Below are 21532 nucleotides of genomic sequence, written 5' to 3' on the forward strand. Positions count from 1 at the left end.
TAGAATAATAAAGGTAAAAACATCTTATATGGAAGTATGAGAAAGTTTTTCCATAAATGCAAGAAACTCCGGTGAGGGCTTCACTTCGCTCTTTTCCCGCTCGATCCTGACCAATAATACTTTAGAAATAATGTCAGTCAATTTTTTCGTGTTATCAAAATAGGCCATCCTGATGCCATGGCTCTGCTTTGCAACGTTTATCTTTCTCAGGTCTCCATCGTATCGTCCAAGAATAGAAATCCAGTCAAGAATATCCAAAATCGTAGCATTTATGAGATCATCCTGGTCCATTTCCTGATCAAGAAATTTTCCGATGTTGTTTAGTTCGGAAATATCAAGATCGTAAATCTCGTATCCGTCGTTTGCATTATGATAACAAGACTCGATGATACCAAGAATGGCAAGAAGAACCTTATAATAGATTTGGCCGGGATGCCAAACTGTCAGGAGCTGAAATGCTTTTTTGATAAGAGCCCTGTTAGGCTTTAGGATGGTAAAAAGAAGACGCGGATCATTATTGCCAACCAGAGAATCGACTATATATTTATTGTTGGTTTCCAATATCCTGAGAAAAATCCAATAATTAGTAGGATTGATACCGATATTTCTGATATATCGAGCAAAAAAAACACTAGACTCAACTTCGGAAGGAGTTGCCGCACCTATAATCCCATTCAAAATGATTTGTTTATTCTGTATCAAGATATCGTCATATTGATCTGGAATACTCATTCCTCTGTTTTCCCTGGTGATACACTACTCTTACTCTACAGAGATAGTATAAAACTATTGTTTTCCCGTTGTCTAATGATCATGAAAGAAATTTGTTTTCACGGTTGGGGTTTATTAGTATTTAAATAAATACCAAGTCGGGGGCTTACGGTGCAAAACAGTTCCCTGGACAAAGAACTTCTTGATCTCTATGCATTTGTTCGTCTACATGGATGGAAAAGCCAGACGAGCCAATTATTAAATGCCTTTAGCGCAAATTTTATTCAGGCGACTTCCTCTGACGATGAGAAAACAAAGGCTTCGCTTTTACAACATACCAAATCTGTTTTAGAAGCAGAGGGAACATCTCAAGAAAAAATTCTTTCGCTACTCCTCTACCACAAATTAGGTAAAAACTACGTTACCATCGCAGAAAATTTTTACCGGCATCTTTATGGAAGTATAGGTCAGGAGGACTTTTCTTTTATCTTTTCAGAGCTTTTTAGAGGGGAAAACCCTCTTCCAGATGACTTATCCTACGATATTTCCATAAGAAATTTCATATCATATAAACGAGCAATCTATCATGCCATGCAAATCGACCACTTTCAGTCGGTTCATACCCCAGAGATGACAGCCCTCTTTTTTGTCTGCCTTTTATGCAAAAATGACGTGAAGGAACAAAACAAAGCACTCATTTGCTACCTCCTTTCCCGAATAGATGTAGATCTTCCGGCGAATATTGAAAAAGGCGTAATGAACTATCTCTCTTCGCTGCAAGACATTATAGAAGAAGTTGAAAAACGGAAAGAAGCTGTCTTGTCGGATCCTCTTTTCTTTGACAACGAGCCTTCGACCTCAGCCAATGCGGTCAAGAAGAATGCAAAAAGCAACAATGCTCCCGGGAATTATCAGCCTTCTATCGAGGCAAGGCAGACTACTAAGCATACCGATATCTTTAATCATATAGTCGAAGACCATCGTTTTTTTCCGGAGTCAAAAAAAGAGAGAACATCGATGAGCTCAACTAATCCTTCGGAAGCGATAAGTAACAAATCGTCAAGCTTCCTCCACGCACACGATATCTTTTGGAAAAGAAAACGGATAATTGTCGATGAAGACAAACCTCACGATAGTAAAGCCGTTCTAAAAAATAGTACAAAAAAACACGGCACTCCAGATATACTTTCGTATACACAGGCTCATGTTAATGCCGAAGAGAAAACAATAAAAATAGATGGAGAGAAGGTAGATGATGCAACCAGGTTTACGGTAACATTCAGTCGTAACAGAACAGCTGAAAAATCCTTAGAACAGAATGACAAAAAAAATAAACCACCGAAAAAAGCATTAAAGCGCCATCCATCAAAACATAGGTGCCGTATTATTGTTCTTCTAATCATGGCTATAGGATTAATTGTAATCCTTTTTCCTGAAAAAAAACCTTCATCGAAGAAAATCGAGAAACCGACTACCAATATTAATACAGAGATACAAACTTCCGACTTGCATCCAGTCACATCAAATACAAAATCTTATAGCCAAACATCTTCGACTTATACGAATGTAGGCTCTTATACTTTCGTATGGTACCCCTCAAAAGGAGAAAGTCTTTGGGTGCTTTACCAGAAAATAAAAAACGATCCGCATACCATATGGCATGAAGCCTTATCGGTAGCAAATAGTGGTTGGAGCGAGTTTCTTAACTATATACTTTCGATTAATCCTGAAATCGAATATCCAAATCTTATATATCCTGGAGAACCTATAAGAGTAGAGAAACCGTGATTTTCAAAAATATCTGAAAAAAACGGTGTAAAAATTGACATTCCAAATTCTGTTATCAATAATTTTTTCTATGGACATGTGCTTCAAACTATAAAAACGGAGGAACACGATGGATAAAGAACAAACTCGAAGTGTTGAAGAAACTTGGAGTAAAGAATCAATAATGGATGTTGAAATAACCATTATTGAAAGGATGATTGGCTGTCGAAGCGTTGAAGCGGTGGAGGCATCTATCAGCTATGCTCGATTTTTACATCTTGCTGGTCTCGATAATGACAATTATCCATTGTTTCTGCGCCTCTTGGAAGTAGAAAATCATTGGGTTATCGATTCTTTAATCGAAAACAAAGATCCTTTTCTGCTCTTAAGCTCAGTGCACCCTAATAATTATCTCATTTTGAATGCTTTCCGGCTCCTTACCAATTGGCATCCTGGCGGTATTTATCCCAAAACGCTGGCTATCATTCTCGGCGTTCTCCAGGCGGCCTTTAGTTCTCCCAAGGATGGATATCGTATATACAATGTCAGTATTAACGATATTAATAATTTGGGAAAGCATTTGAACAAGGAACTGGGCCAGGACGATCTTAACAACAGATGCATGCTTGATATTCTTGATCGTATTGGTTCTTTGGCAGGAACTACCGAAAACGAAGCTATCGAGCAAGCAGCAAGACAGGCAAACAGCATTAGGACGTTTTTCTTCGACAAACGGAAAAAGATGGAAGACATTATTCCCCAGGTTCTCTTGGTCAAGTCTGATTATATTGCAAAAGAAATACCACCAGAGAAAGTCTTTGTAGATTAATAAAGGAGAACACGATGAAAGAACTTTTTGATAAGAAACAAGCCTATTCCAAGGAAGATATTGCTGCTATCGAATATAGTCAGCTCAAAGGAATTATGGGAGTTCGTACTGTCGAAGCAGTTGAAGCAGCGATGACGTACGCCAATTATCTCAATAGTATTGGAATCACATCAAGTAACTATCCGATATTTCTCAAGGTTCTTGGTGTCCGAAATCACCATGTTATCGACTCCTTACTGGGGACACGTGATCCATTCCTTTTTCTCAGCTCAATACAGCCAAACTATTTTATCGTTGCAACGTGCTTTAGTTTTTTGGCAAAATATCATCCTGCAGAAATTTATTCGAAAACCCTTGGGATCATTCTTGGCGTATTCCAGGCAACATATTCCAATCCTTTAGACGGATACAAGATTTATCCCCCAACCATCGCTGACGTAAACAGCCTTGGAAAACACTTGATAGAAGAAAAAGGACAGGATGATTTATTGAACCGGTCGATTTTGGATGTCCTGGATAAGCTTAGTGAGCTTGAAGGACAAAATATAGACGAAGAAATGGAAGACCTTGCTGTACATGCTCACAATATTAGAAACAATTTCTTCGATTCAACGAAACGCCTTGTGGATGTTATTCCCAACGTCCTGTTAAAAACCGAACCTAATCTGGATCTTGAAATCAATCCCAGGAAAAATGGAAGCCTTAGCGATAATGCAAAACCACAAGCTCGTCCCACACCAGCTGCTAAACCGGAAGAAGAAAAACCTGCTGCCACAAAAAAGAAATAGAAGAGTAGTTGTGCCTCTCAAGGGCAACGAGGCGGCAAGAGAAATCCTCTTGTCAGAACAGGACTGATAAGGAGAAATGTATCATGAAACGATGGGAAGAAGAGGGTTGGCAGGAAGATGATCTGAACAAGCTAGAGCTTTCGTTTCTCCGGGATATTCTGAAGTGTAGAGAGGCAAAAGCAGTCGATGGTGCGATTGCCTATGCTTCTTATCTTAACAAGGTCGGTGTTAATTCTGATAATTACCCGATATATCTCAAGTTGTTGGCTATCAGAAATCACTGGGTTGTAGATGCTTTAGTAGGTACTACCGATCCTGATACGTTCTTTGGAAACATTCAGGCAAATTATTATATAATTAGAGATTGTTTCCAGGCCTTTGCAGCAGTAAGACGCGGAGGGATTTATGAAAAAAGTTTACTTGTTTATTTGGGTATGTTAAGAAGGACTTATCATAATCCTTTGGAGGGATACAGAATTTATCCCGTGACTATTTCTGATGTGAACCATCTTGGCAAGCATTTGAATGAGGAAAAAGATCAAATGTTCGACCTGAATAAGAACATTTTATCGATTCTCGACAAGATTGCTTCCCTGCTTGATCCGGGGAATACTGAATCCATTGACGATGAACTACTTAAGGTTGCTACCCAGGCCAATAATATTCGTGGGAAATTTCTTGATATGACAAAGTCATTAAGTGAAGCGATACCTGATCTCATGCTGCAAACCGATGAATTCTCGACACAGGAAGTTCCTCCCTCAAAAAGTTGACGGCAATATCTCTTATAGAACGGCCTAAAGTGAAAATCTCTAGGCCGTTTGTTTTATCTCTTATGAACAGTTTGACGACAAAACCTGTGGTTCTTTCAAGTTCCGCAACAATAACGAGAATCAAGTCACTTGAACGTTCTTTCCTTCTACCTATACTATAGGATATAGTTCAAGTTAAAGGCGGGAGCAAAGAAGGGAAGAGCGTCAGGTTTTCTCTGATCAATTCATATGGTGAGTAAGAAAAAAGATTTTACCAGATCATATTTTGATCTAAATTTCATGGAGTATCTCCGTGGTATTCGACCGGGAGTTTTCAATATTTTTGAAAAAGATTGCTCTGATTTCTTGGGTTTCAGCGGAGAGTATTATACCTGCTGCGTTATAGAAATAAAATGCAGAATGGAGACTCCCACGGCTCTTGAAAACATAACTATACATGTAAAAGACCTGAAAAAGGCGATTAGGAGTACATTAGAAGAAAGGTTTAGCGTCTATACCATGGAGCTCAGCAGTACCATCCTTGTTTACATCGTTAATTTATATGATAAAGATGATAAAAGGGTGCTGACAGACATACTCCGTCTTTGGGGAGTTAATACTACCGACATTGAATTGACAATAGGGATAGGAAGAGTTCGTCACCACATCAATAACATCTGGAAATCATATAGTGATGCAATGACCGCAATTGGCAATAGAAAGAGTGAGGCCGCTTATCAGGTTGTTGATTCTGATGACATAACGATTTCATATAATATTCTTTATACGTTTGACCAGGAAAAAAAGATACTCAACTACCTAAGAACGAATGACTTTAAAAGCATTAATAAAATCTTTATAGAAATTATTGATGAAAACAGAAGAGTTTTTTTGTCGCATAAGCATATGAATATTCTGTTTATGCAGTTATTCAGTACAGCAATTCGCTATGCGGCAGAGAATGGACTTGATATGAAAAAAGTCTCAACAGAAACTGAACAGGAATTGTTTAATACTGACAATACCGCTATATGCGACTATGACTTGAAACTTATCTGTCTTTTGGACTTTTATTTCAGGGTGATGGAAATTACAGGCCAGAATAGAGCATGTCAAAATAAGGTTCTGGTTGAGCACATCATAAAATATGTGAAGGACAATTATTGCAACGGATTATATATGGAGAAGGTAGCATCTCATATGGATCTCTCTTCCAAATATATCTCAAGAATTTTTAAACAGAGGATGGGCATTTCGCTTGTTGATTACATCAGTCTGGTGCAGATCGACAAGTCAAAAGAGCTTCTTCTTGATACAAATAAAACAATAGATGAGATAGCCGGCAGCGTAGGCATTAATAGCCGGGTTACCTTTTACCGGTTATTCAAAAAACATGAGGGTATTAGTCCCAGCTCATTTAGAAGAGCAACTCCATAAAAACCTGAGTAGTAAAAGTGAAACCGAAACAGCAATATTGAAACACCTCTTTTTTCCGTCGATTGCTATAATGGGTAATAAATTATCAATACAGGTATTCAGACTCAAAAAGGAGAAGTGTACTAACAATGAGAAAGGGCTATGCTTTTTTGATACCGGCAATAGCTGCCATGTTGCTTTTTACCGGATGTCATGCATCAAATTTGAGTTTTACTGCAGGCTCGTATATCGGAACGGCCCAGGGTAAAAACGGACAGATCAAAGTAGAGGTGTCTGTTGATGAGGATTCAATTAACAGCATAAAAATAGTTGAAAATCATGAGACAGAAGGTCTTGCAGACACTGCTCTGAAGCTGATTCCAGCTGAGATTATTAAGAACCAGAGTTTGGCTGTGGATACGGTGTCCGGCGCGACTATTGTCAGCGATGCAATAAAGGAAGCGGTCAAAAACGCTCTGGAGCCATCGGGTGTAGATTTAAAACGGCTCTCAGAAACACATTCCGAAGCACATAAAGAAAAGGGTTCAGCACAGAAGACACCAATGACACCCGGAGTTTACACTGGAAGTGCATACGGGAAATGGGCCAAGGGAAGCAATGAAGGTGCCCGTTTCGGTTCGCCCAAGGTAATACAACCGATAACAGTTGATGTAAAGCTTGATGAAGATTCGATCCTTGATGTTACCGTCACAAACTGTGATGATACTCCTGGATTCAAGGAACCGGCAATAGAACGCATGCAGAAGGATATTGTTGAAAAACAAAGCATCGCTGTTGATGTTGTTTCCGGATGCACCATGACCTGCCGGGGTATTATTTCTGCGGTTACCCAGGCCATGGAGCAAGCAGGCGCCGACCTTACGGATTTTAATGCAAAAACCGAAAAACGTAATTCCACTGAGGAATACACGGCTGATGTTGTTATAGCAGGAGGCGGTACGGCGGGAACTGCCGCTGCACTTGCGGCCATAGAAAAAGGCGCCAATGTTGTCATTGTAGAAAAGACAGGAAAAATCGGGGGTATGGGAGTCTGTTCCACGGGGTTTATCGGGGTTGAAAGCTCCTTTACAAAGGCTGCCGGTTCAAAGGTGACAGTCGATGAGGTTTTCAAGGAAATGATGGAATACTCGGACTGGACCGCAAACCCCTTGATAGTCAAAACCATCCTTGAAAAATCAGGAGATACCGCGGATTGGTTAGCTGCTCATGGGTACAAGTTAAAGATAGGTGGATACGGATATACCCACGATACCGGAAAAGGTACACAGAAAATGCAGGACCTTTACGACAATTATATCCTTCCGGCAGGCGCAAAGCTACTTCTTGAAACCTCCGCTACAGAGCTGCTCATGGACGGAGCCAGGGTCACAGGGCTCAAGGCTGTAAAAAAGGATGGAACCGTTGTAATAGTACATGCCGATGCCGTTATCATTGCCACCGGAGGTTTTGGAGGAAACCCCGAAATGCTTGAAAGGTATACAGGCAGTTCCAACTATTATCTTTCAGGACTATCTGCCAGCACCGGCGACGGGTTGAACATGGCCCTTTCTGCCGGAGCAATGATGAACGAAGAAATTTTTCCTCACCTGACGGAATTTGCTGCCAGCACCACCTTGGATTACAACAGTTACTTCATGAAGTATTTGAATTACGGAGGCCTCCTGCAAGTAAATATCGAAGGTAAACGGTTTATGGATGAGGGACTTTGTGCTGAGCAGCCTCTTGCAAAGGGAGCTTCGGCAATAAGGACCGCAGGCTCTTTTTATGTCATATTTGATCAAGCCACCCTTGATACCCTGCATACCCAGGGGTTTCCGGGATTGTTTCCAAAAGAAACCACCGAAGTGCTCAAGAAAACGATCTTGTGGAGAGGCAGGGCTCTGGTCCCCTTTACCTCCATCATGGATGAGATGCAGAGAGCCATGGATGCACATATTGCATGTAAGGGCAACAGCATCGAAGAACTGGAATCCCAGATGGGAGTTGAGAAAGATGTCCTTGTCAATACGGTAGCAAGGTACAAGCAAATGGTTGATCAAAAGCAGGATGATGATTTTTACAAGAATCCTGTATGGCTTACCCAGACAATTAATGAAGGCCCCTATTACGCTGTTCGTATGGAGCCTGCCATATTCGGAACAAGCGGCGGAATAAAAGTTAATGAACAATTCCAGGTTGTCAACAAAGACTTGCAGCCGATAGCAGGATTATATGCGGCAGGACAGGATACCGGAGGCTTCATGGGTTACCCCTACTACGATATCCCGGGCTGCACAATGGGGTATTCTTACAATTCAGGAAGAATAGCCGGTGAACATGCCGTTGATTATTCAAACAAGGACTAACGTTACATAAAGATAGTGTCCGGAATCGTGGTGATTTTCGTGACCGGCCCCACGCTGGAAGATTGACGCTCTTCCAGCGTGGCCGTGAATATGTATCTCCCGCAGCTTCCAGCCACTCCGGCTCATCGGCTGATCCAGAGAAAATTAAGCATACTTCTCAGGCGCTTATAGCAAAGCCGCAAGGTTTTTGACTCCTTCTTCGATTTCCGGCGTAATGGGTGAGGCAAAAGTGATTCGCATACAATTGCCGTAACGCTCTTCCGGAGAGAACGCCTTTCCCGGAACAATACTGATTCCCAAGTCGATGGCCTTTTCAAAAAGAGCCAACGTATCGTTGCCCTGAGGTAGCTCGACCCAGAGATAATAGCCCCCTTTGGGCTGGGAAATTGCGGTACCTTCGGGCAAATAGCGATGCAAAAGGGCCGACATCTCCCTGGCCTGGCGGGACATGGTTTTTTGCAGCCGCACCAGATGCCGCTCATAACCAGGAGTGGCCAGGTAGCGTGCCAGGACCTTCTGTGACAAGCCGCTGTTGCCTAATGTGAGGGACATCTTTAAATTTCGGCATCGACGGAGATAGGCCCCTCCGATAAGCCAGCCGGATCTCATGGCTGGGGAAAGTGTTTTTGAGAAAGAGGCACAATAGATCACCCTGCCGGAGCTATCGAAACTTTTCAGACATCGATCCTGTGCATGATGAAATGAGCAGTCATGATAAACATCGTCTTCGATAAGTACGGTTTCAAAGCGTTCGACCAATTCCACAACCCGCTTTTCGGCCGCCTCATCCATCACAAAACCAAGGGGATTTTGATAGAGGGCCGTCAAGACCACGGCTTTGACATCCTCGTTGCACAGCACCTCTTCCAAACGGCCAAGATCCATCCCTGTTTCGGGGGAGGTCGGCACGGTGATGATACGCCGCTTCAGCTCCTTGAGCATTCCAATCGTCCCCATAAAGATCGGACATTCCAAGACAATCACATCACCCGGTGAGGAGCAGGACTGTATTGCCAGGGAAAGGGCTTCCGTGCATCCGTTTGTCAGTAAGATCTCTTCAGGATTCACTATGACTCCGCGGAGCTTCATGATCTTTGCTATTTCCTCACGAAGAGCGGGATCTCCCAGCTCATCGGTATATTCAATCAGGCATTCAGGCTGCTCCTTCAAAAGGGTATGAAATTCCCGTTTCAAAGCGGGCAAAGGCAAATAGGAGGAATCCGGCAAGCCCGCGCCAAGAGGCAGGACAGTGTGATCGTTGCTGGCCTCCACAATCCTTCCGAGAATGCTCACCGGCTTGGCCTCCCTGGATTTGAGGGAAAAGGATTCCTTTTCCGGCGCAGGCAGCGGGGCGGAGGAACAATTTGCCGCGAAAAATCCCGATTTTTCCACGGAATAGATACGCCCCTGAGCTTCCAGAATCTCATAGGCCTGCATCACCACCGAAAGAGAACAGCGATAACGACGGCTCATAAGTCGCAAGGACGGTAGTTTTTCCTCCCGGGCGATCACACCCTCATCAAGGGCCTCTGAAATTTGGCGGACGATCTTTTCGTAGAGGAATTCGCCATCAGATAAAACCATAACAGAAAGCTAATCTGTTATGGTACGATTGTCAAGTTTCTGCATCTGTTCTGTTTTGTCACGTTTTTACATACTCACGCATAAGAAACGCCAGGAGGTATCTTATGCAGTCCATCTTCATGCCGCTCATCCTTTTCACCCTTTCCATGACCATCACCCCAGGCCCGAACAACATGCTCCTCACGGTATCCGGTGCACAGTTCGGTTACAGGAGAAATCTACCGCTGATTATCGGCATCGTTTTGGGACTATTGAGCCAGCTTGTCCTAAGCGCAATGGGGCTGGGTTTGCTTTTTCAAGAATTCCCGGTAATCCAAAACATCTTGAAAATCATCGGAACTCTCTATCTTTTATACCTGGCCTTCCACATTGCGTTTCAAAACCGTAAAAGCAGGGAAAAAAAGCGCGCTCAAAACCCCCTGAATGTGTTCCAGGGAATAGCGCTGCAGTATCTTAACCCCAAGATATACGTTACGACGATAACGGCCATAAGTGTGTATACGCTGGAAGGAGAGCAGTATCTCCCCTCCGTACTGCTGATTACCGGATGCTTCCTGGTCATAACACCCCTTTCCGTATCGGTATGGGCCGCCTTCGGATCGTTTTTAAACCGATGGATGGGGGATGAGAAAGGGGCTAAGGGGATTCGCTATTTTCTGGGCGGCCTGACGGCCGCATCGGTTGTCTTCATCATTCTGTGACTTATTCTGTGAGACTGCGGGGATATAAAACCCGTATCCCGTAGAGATTGCGGGCCGCCCCCGAACCCCATGTGTCACTGATGTTGTAGACCTCGCCGAAGGAGTGCTCATCCGGCAATTCCGGGTCGTTCATGATAAAGCCCTTCTCATCATAGCCCGTCAGCACGACATAGTGAGGAGCCCCTTTATAGACGACCTCGGCGATAACCGGAATGCCATGATCAAGATAATACCTCGTCAGGATGATATCGGCAGGAAGGGCTTTCCAGTCGAAGCGGGTATAAACCCAGCCATCCCCGTAGGCTGTAAGGGCCGGCCAATTCAAAACGGCCTGCCCCACATTACCAACAATATCCCTGTCAACTTCAAAACCGTCGTGCGTCTGAAGCCAGCGGTTCATCACCGAGGGATTATTCTCCTCCCCGGTAAAATACGAAACAACCATGGCTATACAGGTTAGGGCGCAGCCGTGGCTGCGGATGGTAACCCACGAGTCTATACCCAGCTTTTCATCGGCCCAGGGAGCCTCCTTGCCCTGGGTATAGGAGGGCACATCGATTGAGAGCCCCTCCGCCGAAAGCCCCTGGGCCAAAAGCACCAAAAGTAGTGAAAGGAGGGAAAAGATTGTAATAGATTTTCGCATGGCTCTCCGTTATGTCGTTTCTCTTGTGTCTGTTGTTAATAGAAATATAGCGCATATCGTTCGATTGAAGCATATTTCGGATATATTTTATAATAGCGTCGATAATCATTCATTGGAGTAAACCTTGAAACGGTACAATATCAGCGAGGTCGCGAAAATCCTAAATGTTTCGAGCGGTCTGCTACGGTACTATGAAAGCATCGGCCTCATTACTCCCCTCCGTGACGGAAATGGCTACCGCAATTATGATATAGCGGATATCGATATGCTTTTGGGCATTAGACGTTTCAGAAATATCGGCTTTCCGCTCGACGATATCGATATGCTCATCGACAGCGGAACGTACCAGGAGGTTAAAGACGCTTTTTCACATCGAATAGATGAAATTGAGAAAGAAATAGCCTGGAAGACCATGCTTCTTGAATCGGTCAGATCAATACGTTCAGAGATCGACGGACTTGAACAAACAAGCGGAGTTTATTCCGAGATAGTGAGCCCCGACGTTGTAAGGATTGAATCCAGGAAAAACGATTCTTTCTTTCTGGATATAGTTAATCCGGAAACGATGAAATGGGTCAACTGTATGCCAATGGTCGCCATCTCTCCCCTATTCTCCCTTGATGCAATCCTAAACGGTGAAAAAGAGGTTAGTTTCGGCTTCGTTGTTCCGTATGAATTATCACTACGTCTCGGACTCAACGTAACCAGGGGGGCGGTTCATGTCCCATCTGCTCCATGCGTAAGCACGGTAATTCATAGTCTCGGGCATGAGCGAATCCATTCCGCCATGCTTCGGGATGCCCTGGATTATATTAAAGAACATGGAATGGAGCCTATCAGCGATCCATGGGGAATTACGATAGGGAATTACAATGAGCACGGAGAGCATAAAAGGTTTCACAGGATTTTCTTTCCGGTATTGAAAAAATAATTTTTTATCTAATTCTTGACTCTACAACGATTGTAAGGGGTACGCTTCTTCCTGAAGATTACAGGAGGAGAAAAAATGAAATCACTTCTTAGGAAGCTACCTATTGTTGTAGTTGTTATCGGCCTATTCCTTGCAGGATGCGGAGTATCACCGAAAAAAGAGGGGGCTCTTTACAAAGCAGGCACCTATGAGGGGAGCGGCAAAGGCATACATGGGGACATCAAATTATCGGTGAGCTTCTCTGGTTCAGAGATCACCGATATCGAGGTGCTGGAAAGCCATGAGACGGAAGGAATTTCCGACCCCGCTTTTGAAAGGATACCGGGTGAAATAGTACGATATCAGTCTCTGGGGATTGATACGGTTTCAGGATGTACCTATTCAAGCAAAGGAATACTGGAAGCTGTAGCAGACGCGGTTGAGAAAGCAGGAGGAGATCCGGCAGCACTGACAAAGGTTCCGGTGGCAAAAACGGGGGCCGGTGAAAAGATCGAAAAAACGGTCGACGTAATCATTGTCGGAGGCGGCGGTGCAGGGATTGCAGCAGCTTCCTCTGCCGCGGAAAACGGAGCAAAGGTTGTCATCGTTGAAAAAACAGCGGCCTTGGGCGGAAATACCCTCGCCAGCGGTTTGGCCATGAATGCCGCCGATCCCGAAGTCCAGAAGAACATGAAATCTCTAACCGGTCAGGACACTACGCTTGAGAAAGTTCTGAGCTACGATGAGAAGGACTTCGGAGAATTCGCAGATACGCTAAAAACCCTCAAGAAACAAATCCGCGAATACCTTGCAGGAGAACGAACCTACCTTTTCGACTCGGTCGAATGGCATATGATCCAGACCTATCTCGGTGGAAAGAGAGTAGACCTTGCAGGGAAACACTATGAAGGTAAACTGGATCTTCTTTCGACCCTGTGCGGCAAGAGTCTGGAAACATACCACTGGCTCGGCAATGTCATAGGGATTCCTCTTTCAGATATAATCGGCTCGCCGGTAGGTTCTATGTGGATTCGGGGTCATAATTTCAGGACGAAACCGGGAGTTTTCACATATGCACGTGCGTATATCGAAAACCATGGGGGAGAAATCATGCTTGAAACCAGGGCCCAGCATCTTATCATAGAGGATGGCGTGGTGACCGGTATTACAGGAAAAAAACTCGATGGTACAGAGGTCGTTCTCCATGCAAGAAAAAGTGTAGTTATTACTACAGGTGGTTTCGGCGCAAATGGTGATATGGTCAGAACATACAATACCTATTGGCCGAAGATTCCGGAAGGCATCAAATCAACATGTGTGGCTTCTGCGACAGGAGACGGAATCGATCTCGGCCTGGAAGCGGGTGCCAATGTAGTAGATATGGGGGTAACCCAGCTGATGCCTACAGCAAGCGCCTTCACAGGAGCACTTACCGACGGGCTGCTGGTAGCACCACAGAATTATGTCTTTGTAAACAAGGAAGGAAGACGATTTGTAAATGAATACTCGGAACGGGATGTCCTTGCTTCGGCTGTCTTACAACAGAGTGACGGCCTTTTCTTTACAATCGCCGATCAGCCCATGGCAGGTACCGTCCAGAATCATGCAACACAGAAGGATATCGACACCATGGTTGAGAAAGGTCTTATCTATAAGGCCGATACCCTGGCCGGACTTGCCGATAAAATCGGTTGTAATCAGGATGTATTCGAGAAGACCATCAGCAAATACAATTCCTGTGTCGATACAGGAGAAGATCCCGAATTCGGAAAGAACGTATTTGAAATGAAGGTAGAGACTCCACCTTTCTATGCGGTCCCCTCACGCCCTGCCGTTCATCATACAATGGGAGGACTTCAGATAAACACCAATGCCGAGGTCCTTGGTACCTCGGGGGCACCCGTTCCGGGGCTGTTTGCGGCCGGAGAGGTAACCGGCGGCATTCATGCCGGCAACCGTCTCGGAGGAAACGCAATAGCAGATTGCATGGTATTCGGTAAGATTGCAGGAAAGAACGCAGCCTTACAAAAATGAATCACATATGCTCCCGGATCACCGCTAAGAAATCCGAACCGTAGGCAGCAAGCTTTTTCTCCCCTACCCCGGAGATGGCAAGGAGCTCACTGCTGGTCTCGGGGAGGGCTGCGGCCATCTGGGTGAGGGTCTTATCGGAAAAGATGATGTAAGGGGGAAGATGGTGCTCCTTTGCCAGGCGGGTACGCAGCTGCTTCAACCTGGTAAGGAGCTGTGTATTTGCCGGGGCGGGAGCTCCACCGGCTGCTGTCCGCTCGAAGGAAGGGGCTTTTACAGAGGCTTCCGCCTTAGAACCCGGGTCAAGGATGAAAAAGGGCTCTTTGCCGAAGAGCAGCTTTCGCCCTTCCTCGGTAAACCTCAGCACGTTGAAGCGATCGCTGTCGCGGAAGATCATCTGCTGGCCGATGAGTTCGGTGACAATACCCATCCACCACTTCTTGCTCTTGTCTCTCCCCACACCGTAGGTTTTCAAGGCCGCGTGCCCGTTCTTGCGGATCTTCTCCGTATCGGCGCCGCGGACGATATCGATAATGTGGCCTGCCCCAAAGCCTTCACGGGTACGATAGATGGCAGAAAGGAGCTTTCGCGCATCTGTACCGGCATCAATCTCGTTTGTGGTTCCGGTACAGACATCGCAGCTGCCGCAGTTACCCTCTAAGGTTTCGTTGAAATATTCGAGAATCTGCTTGCGCCGACAGACATTGACCGAGGCAAAGCGGGCCATTCTATCCAGGTTCTCTCTGCTGCGTCGCTGCTCGGCAGGATCTTCGATCTGCCGAATGAAATAATTCAGACGGGCAATGTCGGCGGTACCGAAAAAGAGGATGCATCGGGATTCCAGACCGTCCCGTCCGGCACGGCCGGTCTCCTGATAGTAGCCTTCCATGCTTTTGGGCAGGTCGCCATGAATGACATAGCGGATGTTGTTTTTATCGATTCCCATGCCAAAGGCCGTGGTGGCGACAATGACCTGAACATCATCGTTGTTGAAACGTTCCTGATTCCGCGCCCGCTCATCCTTGTCCATTCCTGCATGGTAGGGCAAGGCACGGATACCCTGCTTCCTTAGGTAGTCGGCGGTTTTATCGGTATCCTTCCTGCTCAGCCTGTAAACGATTCCCGACTGATCGGGATGCTGACCTATGTACTGGGCGATCTGGGAGAGGACCTCGGTTTTGGGTAAAACCTGATAGAAGAGTTCTTCCCGGTTGAAGGATGCACGCAGGATAAAGGGATCATCAAGCCGAAGGAGTCGGATAATATCCTCCTGCACCCGAAGCGTCGCGGTGGCGGTAAAGGCGGCGATAGGCACCCCGGGAAAGGCCGTACGCAACTGTGTAAGGGTAAGATAGTCCGGTCTGAAGTCGTGGCCCCACTCGGAAAGGCAGTGGGCCTCATCCACGGCAAAGAGGGAAACATTGAAGGCTGCCAGGCGTTCGGTAAAACCATCGACGGCCAGCCGCTCGGGGGAAAGATAGAGGAGTTTCATCTCTCCTCGGTAGAGACGGCGATAGGTTTCGGCGGCTTCCTCCGGGCTCTGACTACTGTTCAAAAAGGCCGCAGGAATCCCCAGGCTAAGAGCCGCATCGACCTGGTCCTTCATGAGGGCGATCAGGGGGCTGACAACGACGGTAAGCCCGTCGAAGAGCAGGGCCGGAATCTGATAGCAGAGGCTCTTTCCGCCCCCGGTGGGCATGGCGGCGAAGAGGTCCCGCCCTGCAAGGATGGCTTTGATAACCTCCTTCTGGTTCGCCTTAAAGGAGGAGTAACCGAAAACCGATTTGAGAATTTTTCTGACTTCATTCATACCTATTTTCGTACGCTCCCCGATGCCAGTGCATAACGTGGATGTTTTAAGAATCTAAGAGAAGTTATCTCTTCGCTCTTGTTTCCGCACAGCCTCATAGTTCTCCCACGACAGATTATGATCCATAGCTTCAATAAGAGCCGAAGCACGTTCGACTTCGTCGGGAGGCATCATCCAGGTTACCGTCGATTCAATATCCCGCTTAATCTTCTCAAGACGATCCCGGACGGAATATCCTTTCTCCGTCAGAATGATGGAAAAAACTCTGGCATCTTCGGGCGATCTCTTACGGGAAACAAACCCAAGCATTTCAAGTTTTTTTAAAGAGCGCCCGACGTTGGAGCGATCAATGCCTAAGGCATGAGCAAGTTCCTCTTGCCGGTAACTATTTTCAGCATACAGCAAAAGCATGATTCTCATCTCCGAATGGCTGATACCGTATACCTTTAACGCACTGTCACTGATCTGATGCATCTTCTTAATGATACTTCTCACCGAACGGAAAAAAGCACTGTCACCTGAAAACATAGCCGCCCCACAAGTATCTTTTCACTGTTCCATCATATAGTACTATCCCACTCAAAGATAGAAAAGAAAGGATTGAACCTTTTCCCGGGTATTCTCATTAAAGAGACCATCAAAGGTCAGGTTAAGAAGCGGCCGAGTCTCTTCACCCGCACATCCTTTATGCAGGGTATTGATCGATATACCACTGTTTTCATAGGTTGATGATACCGATATGACACCGTCGATACACGTGTGTGGGGTAAGGGCAACGGCACTACGATATCGGCCGAAGGCCCCGGAATAATATCCGACGCTCCTATCCGCCTGTTCTCTAAGTCGTTCCAAATCCGATACAAACGGGGCGTATTGATTCGCCTCTACCGAAATTTCCCTCAGAATTCTCTCAAAAGATTCTACAGCAGCCGAATACTCAGGATTCATTTTCTTATCGTTTATGCCGGCATGATCCTTCCAGAGCATAAGAAGGGCCTCACTTAATGGCGCGAAGGATATCTGATTCTCTTTTTCAAGCTCAACGAATGTTTCTTCGTTCAGATAGCTGTTATAGAGAATAAGAGGTTCCCCAACTACCAACAGACGTTTTTGCACTTGATGATTAGACCAGGGAGATAAGGCATCTACGGCAAATTGTTTTATATCGTTAATACCAATTGCAGAACCTTTCCTTATGGATTCCAACAATCGATTTAGGAGAGGAGCTCTCTGCTCAACAGGAGCATTATTGATAAGATCACCGGCAATTATTCCAAGAAACAAATTCAATTGCCGTTTCGTTCTCCATCAGAGGGAAATCCTCTGCAAAAGGAGAAAACACCCGGCCACAGAGAAGCCCATCTTCACCCAGCTTTGTCTGTATGAGCCGGGCGAACTGGCCGTCGACCTCGGCACCTTCAAACTGTGGGATGAAACATACTGCCGTAGCCTTTCCATTGTCATGTTTTTGCTGATCGCTTTTCAGACGGAGGAAAATATCCCCAAGCAGGGCCGTAAAGGAGAGTAATTCGTTGGTCAGCGTATGCCTTCGTCCTTCGGTAATGGCCTGAGCCCCTGTCCGCGGTAGGACCTCACTCTTCATTTCTCGTCGATTCAAAAGAGTCGAAGTAATGTGCGAATACGGAAAAAGATACGGCAAATAGAAACGTGCTTTTCGGGGGACATCTTTTAGTGCTGTAATCATACCCACCTTTTTGTTTGGTATTTTTTTCATGATATCGACAACGGGAAGTGAATGAGAGACAGGAATAGAGCGGATGCTGTTGACAAATGCTTCTATTCTGGTGATCACCCCGACTCCGGAAGCATGCTCATCAACTTCAATATGTAAATACGGTTTATTTCCCATGATTTCACGAAAATAATGGATGAAAACAGAATCAGGTCCGCAACAATGGTGCGTAAGAAAAATGGCATACATGTTTGGGTGTTGTTTTATCAATTTGGCCGTTTCCAGAATATGCTGTCCGAAAGGCCAGTACATGTTCGGATACTCCGCCGAGGCATCGCCCTCAGGAAGTTCAAAAAACGACAGGACCCTGTAGCCCATATCCATAAGCTTACCGGGAATTCCCATGTTCAAAACGGGGTCGGCCACACCATATATTTTAGAAACAAGAACAAAGACTTTTTCATCAGGCCTAATTGTTTCGCAGACCTGCCGGCTGTTTTCTTTCATTCTTTTTTCAAAGTCGAGGGCCGACAACATCCCTTTTTTCAATGCCGCAGCCGTTTCCTCCTTGGATTTTCCGAGTGTATCCCCAAGGGATGCGAAGCTGCTCTGCATAAACATACCGCCTCTGTTAAAGGCAATCGTCGGAGCCAGCAGCTTGATTCCCCTGGAGCTGAGGTCCATGTTCCGATTGATTATCTTAAAGGCCAGCTGCATATAGGCACAGCCGTAGTTCTGCCTCGACATCGACCCGGGATGATCAACAGTATGCAAATCGGGAAAGAAAAGGTAATCGACATTCTTATCAATTAATTCGGCGACGTGTCCGTTGATTAATTTTACCGGATAGCAGAGCTCATCTTGTGAGAATTCCTGTCCCAGTTCAATGGTTTTTTCACTGGTGGGATCAGATAAGATCACGTTAAAACCTAATTCACGAAAAAACGCACTGAAAAGAGGATACATCCCATAGGTAAAAAGGGCTCTTGGGATTCCCACAGTTTCTCTATCCGACATCGTAGCGCCGCAATACCCTTCAAAAATAAGAGCAGCCACCTTCTTATTGAAGATATCGTTGTTGTCCGATTCTCCCTTTGACATGTGGTTCTTGTTATATTCGGCGGGATTGAGTTCGAGGCCCTTAAAGCGGGTACCCATTGCAGGTGCTTCATCCGATACCAGAATTGCCGCCCCATATGCACCGGTTACACTGAAAAAGGGTGGGACAATAACGTCTTTACCTGTCAGCGCCCGAAAAGCGTTCACCACACCTTGATTATAGGCAATACCACCCTGCAAAAAAATTCTGTCTCCAACCCTTTTCGCGCCCACAACACGATTCAGATAGTTCCTGGCAATTGAGTAACATAATCCGGCAGCGATATCTTCAATACCAATGCCATGAGAAAGGTGGGAAGCAATACTTGATTCAATGAAAACGGTACACCGTTCCCCAAGATCAACGGGATTTCCAGCCCTAAGTGCAATCGGGCCGAAATCATCGATGGGGATATCGAATTTTTTGGCTTGTTCTTCAATAAAAGAACCGGTTCCGGCAGCACATATCTTGTTCATCTGGAAGTCCTTGACGCAACCATTTTCAATCATGATGAACTTGGAGTCCTGACCTCCTATCTCAAAAATCGTTTCAACGTCCTTATCGATAGATACGGCAGCACGTGCCTGTGCCGTAATTTCATCTTTGATAAGATCCGCACCGACGATCTCCCCAATCATATACCTGCCCGATCCGGTTACGCCTACTCCGGCAATATGCAAGGATCCCTTCCATTTCTGCTCGATTTCAGAGAAGCATTGTTGTAAGGCCGCCACGGGATTCCCATGAGTCCGAACATATGCAAAATCCATAACCTCTTTCCCGGGGCTTATTAATACGACATTTGTACTGGTTGAACCAATATCAATCCTCATGAAACAGGAAACGGTGTTCCGGGAAGCCGCGGTATAACCGACTACATGTCTGTTTCTACTATCTGCACTACCAAATGAGCGCAATGGTTGCAGCGTGCTTTTTGTTTCTTCAGAATGCATATCTGGTTCATACAAAAAACTAAGGATATCAGCGAGCTTCATTGTGTACTTGTTTTGTCGTGCGATTAGTGCAGCTCCGATTGCACCCGCATTTCCTCCAAAATCGGAAACAACCAATTCATCTCCATCTACATTGAGAACATCATGGATGTGCAGTGACTATTCCCTGGTTAAAACAGACCCCGCCCGCAAATACTACAGGCTTGACAATTTCCTGACGTTTTATGATGCTGCCCTTGAAATTTTTGACTAACGCATAGGCCAGCCCCATGAGGATATTTTCTACGGACTCACCTTCCTGCTGGTGATGCGTAATATCCGTTTTTGCAAAAACACTACACCGCCCGGCTATACGGGGTATCCTGGTCGCCCTCATGGCATAATCCGAATACTCTTCCAGCTTCAGATTCAGCCTTGAAACCTGCTCTTCCAAAAATGCTCCGGTTCCGGCAGAGCAGTTTGAATTCATCGATATCTCAACCCCTGATCAATTTCCCCTCTTACATCCGCTGATATACTTTGCGGTTTCTCCGCCTATTTCGATTATAGATCCCGCATCTTTCTCAATGAGCAACGCCCCCTCAATAAGAGCAGTGGTTTCATTTACCAGAAAGCCATATCCCCGTGCATCGAGAAGGCGACTGCCGTTACCGGTCAAGGCACCGTAAAGGCAGGTCTCTTGTGCACCTGCAGGCATATAACAGGATTCGACCTCTTTGAGACAACCCGCAAGAATACGCTTTACCTTCCCATGGTGGAGCATGTACCGGTTAAAAACACACCTATCTCCATCAAGGACAGATACCTTCACCGATGAATACCCGATATCAATCATTTCCTACCTCCTGTACAACACTCACGTTCATTGCAGGATATCCAATCTTCTATCTTCGATATAATTCTTTCCAATGCAATAAGTTCCTCATTCTCAATTCCAAAGATGATAAAATGTTCCACACTCCTTTTTAGTTCCAGTAACTCGCTTCTACGTTCCATACCCAATTCTGCAATAAAGAGTCTCCGCATTCTGCGGTCGTTTTTATCCGGTTCTCTCCGGATATATCCCATTCGCACCAGGGCCCTAACAGCAAGCCCAATGCTTACGCCCTCCCCTCCTGCCTCCGAGACAATATCCCTTTGCAGTATTCCGTTCTCTTCATAGATCTTTAATAAAGCCATCATCTCAAATCGATTGAGTCCGAGCAGGGCCAGTCGTTCAGCAGATAAGGAATGCATTTTTTGCACAATCGTTCTTACACCAGAAAAGAAAGGCGAATCATTTCTAAACATCATCGATTCCCATACATATTATTGCGTGCGCACGCATATATTTATCATTCCATACAAACTTAGTCAAGGCTATTAATCTGATAGCTATTTCTTACTGTTCCGAATCCTGGTGATTGTGAGGGCCTAATTCCTTTTTCCACAGTTACCTACAACCCACCCCGCGGGAAAAAGCAGGCACCGGTATAAAAG

The 21532-nt window shown here is 45.3% G+C and carries 19 protein-coding genes; 9 read left to right on the forward strand and 10 right to left on the reverse strand.

The window, feature by feature from the left end; translation table 11 throughout:
• Window positions 1–24: 24 nt before the first annotated feature.
• Window positions 25–732 carry a hypothetical protein gene (locus F459_RS0107590; protein ID WP_020612133.1) on the reverse strand — a complete coding sequence of 236 codons (708 nt, stop codon included), beginning with the start codon at window positions 730–732 and terminating at the stop codon, window positions 25–27.
• A gap of 150 nt (window positions 733–882) precedes the next feature.
• Here F459_RS0107590 and F459_RS0107595 point away from each other — a divergent pair, with 150 nt between their 5' ends.
• The 6 genes from F459_RS0107595 (at window position 883) to F459_RS0107620 (ending at window position 8629) form a co-directional block, all read left to right on the forward strand.
• On the forward strand, window positions 883–2499 hold the full coding sequence (locus tag F459_RS0107595; protein WP_020612134.1) for a hypothetical protein: 1617 nt from the start codon (window positions 883–885) through the stop codon (window positions 2497–2499).
• Window positions 2500–2608: 109 nt separating this feature from the next.
• On the forward strand, window positions 2609–3307 hold the full coding sequence (locus tag F459_RS0107600; RefSeq protein WP_013253462.1) for a hypothetical protein: 699 nt from the start codon (window positions 2609–2611) through the stop codon (window positions 3305–3307).
• A gap of 14 nt (window positions 3308–3321) precedes the next feature.
• The gene (locus tag F459_RS0107605) at window positions 3322–4095 is read left to right on the forward strand and encodes a hypothetical protein (RefSeq protein WP_020612135.1); all 774 of its coding nucleotides are present in this window, start codon (window positions 3322–3324) and stop codon (window positions 4093–4095) included.
• A gap of 83 nt (window positions 4096–4178) precedes the next feature.
• Entirely contained in the window at window positions 4179–4868 is a 690-nt protein-coding gene (locus F459_RS0107610) for a hypothetical protein (RefSeq protein ID WP_020612136.1), read from the forward strand.
• A gap of 228 nt (window positions 4869–5096) precedes the next feature.
• Window positions 5097–6284: a helix-turn-helix domain-containing protein gene (locus F459_RS0107615; RefSeq protein WP_020612137.1), complete on the forward strand. Its 1188-nt coding sequence runs from the start codon at window positions 5097–5099 to the stop codon at window positions 6282–6284.
• A gap of 128 nt (window positions 6285–6412) precedes the next feature.
• On the forward strand, window positions 6413–8629 hold the full coding sequence (locus F459_RS0107620; RefSeq protein ID WP_020612138.1) for an FAD-binding protein: 2217 nt from the start codon (window positions 6413–6415) through the stop codon (window positions 8627–8629).
• Between the two features lie 165 nt (window positions 8630–8794).
• Here F459_RS0107620 and F459_RS0107625 read toward each other — a convergent pair whose 3' ends face one another.
• On the reverse strand, window positions 8795–10213 hold the full coding sequence (locus F459_RS0107625) for an aminotransferase-like domain-containing protein (protein ID WP_020612139.1): 1419 nt from the start codon (window positions 10211–10213) through the stop codon (window positions 8795–8797).
• 104 nt (window positions 10214–10317) lie between these two features.
• On the opposite strand from F459_RS0107625, the gene F459_RS0107630 reads away from it, so the two are divergent.
• Window positions 10318–10914 (forward strand): LysE family translocator, encoded by a 597-nt coding sequence (locus F459_RS0107630; RefSeq protein WP_020612140.1) that lies wholly within the window; start codon window positions 10318–10320, stop codon window positions 10912–10914.
• Between the two features lies 1 nt (window position 10915).
• Here the strand turns inward: F459_RS0107630 and F459_RS0107635 are convergent, their stop codons facing one another.
• Complete coding sequence (locus F459_RS0107635; RefSeq protein ID WP_020612141.1) at window positions 10916–11557, reverse strand: C39 family peptidase; 642 nt, start codon at window positions 11555–11557, stop codon at window positions 10916–10918.
• Window positions 11558–11681: 124 nt separating this feature from the next.
• Between F459_RS0107635 and F459_RS0107640 the strand changes: the two genes are divergently transcribed.
• Window positions 11682–12488 (forward strand): MerR family transcriptional regulator, encoded by an 807-nt coding sequence (locus F459_RS0107640; protein ID WP_020612142.1) that lies wholly within the window; start codon window positions 11682–11684, stop codon window positions 12486–12488.
• A gap of 75 nt (window positions 12489–12563) precedes the next feature.
• Window positions 12564–14501: an FAD-binding protein gene (locus tag F459_RS0107645; RefSeq protein ID WP_020612143.1), complete on the forward strand. Its 1938-nt coding sequence runs from the start codon at window positions 12564–12566 to the stop codon at window positions 14499–14501.
• Window position 14502: 1 nt separating this feature from the next.
• Here F459_RS0107645 and recQ read toward each other — a convergent pair whose 3' ends face one another.
• The 7 genes from recQ to F459_RS0107665 form a co-directional block, all read right to left on the reverse strand.
• Window positions 14503–16308, reverse strand: coding sequence for a DNA helicase RecQ (gene recQ, locus F459_RS0107650; protein ID WP_020612144.1), 1806 nt, complete (start codon window positions 16306–16308; stop codon window positions 14503–14505).
• 54 nt (window positions 16309–16362) lie between these two features.
• Window positions 16363–16782 carry a MarR family winged helix-turn-helix transcriptional regulator gene (locus tag F459_RS23170; protein WP_169517936.1) on the reverse strand — a complete coding sequence of 140 codons (420 nt, stop codon included), beginning with the start codon at window positions 16780–16782 and terminating at the stop codon, window positions 16363–16365.
• Window positions 16783–16887: 105 nt separating this feature from the next.
• Entirely contained in the window at window positions 16888–17424 is a 537-nt protein-coding gene (locus tag F459_RS23565) for a hypothetical protein (RefSeq protein ID WP_154651650.1), read from the reverse strand.
• Window positions 17425–17566: 142 nt separating this feature from the next.
• Window positions 17567–19933 (reverse strand): acyl-CoA dehydratase activase-related protein, encoded by a 2367-nt coding sequence (locus F459_RS22980; protein ID WP_169517937.1) that lies wholly within the window; start codon window positions 19931–19933, stop codon window positions 17567–17569.
• Window positions 19934–20195: 262 nt separating this feature from the next.
• Window positions 20196–20522 (reverse strand): BadF/BadG/BcrA/BcrD ATPase family protein, encoded by a 327-nt coding sequence (locus tag F459_RS23570; protein ID WP_051086158.1) that lies wholly within the window; start codon window positions 20520–20522, stop codon window positions 20196–20198.
• A gap of 18 nt (window positions 20523–20540) precedes the next feature.
• A complete protein-coding gene (locus F459_RS23575) occupies window positions 20541–20888 on the reverse strand; it encodes a hypothetical protein (RefSeq protein WP_051086159.1) in 348 nt (115 codons plus the stop codon).
• Window positions 20885–21343, reverse strand: coding sequence for a MarR family winged helix-turn-helix transcriptional regulator (locus tag F459_RS0107665; protein ID WP_020612146.1), 459 nt, complete (start codon window positions 21341–21343; stop codon window positions 20885–20887). Before F459_RS0107665 ends, F459_RS23575 begins: the two co-directional genes overlap by 4 nt.
• Window positions 21344–21532 lie beyond the last annotated feature (189 nt).

This window comes from Sediminispirochaeta bajacaliforniensis DSM 16054 (genome assembly GCF_000378205.1).
GTDB classification, from domain to species: domain Bacteria; phylum Spirochaetota; class Spirochaetia; order DSM-16054; family Sediminispirochaetaceae; genus Sediminispirochaeta; species Sediminispirochaeta bajacaliforniensis.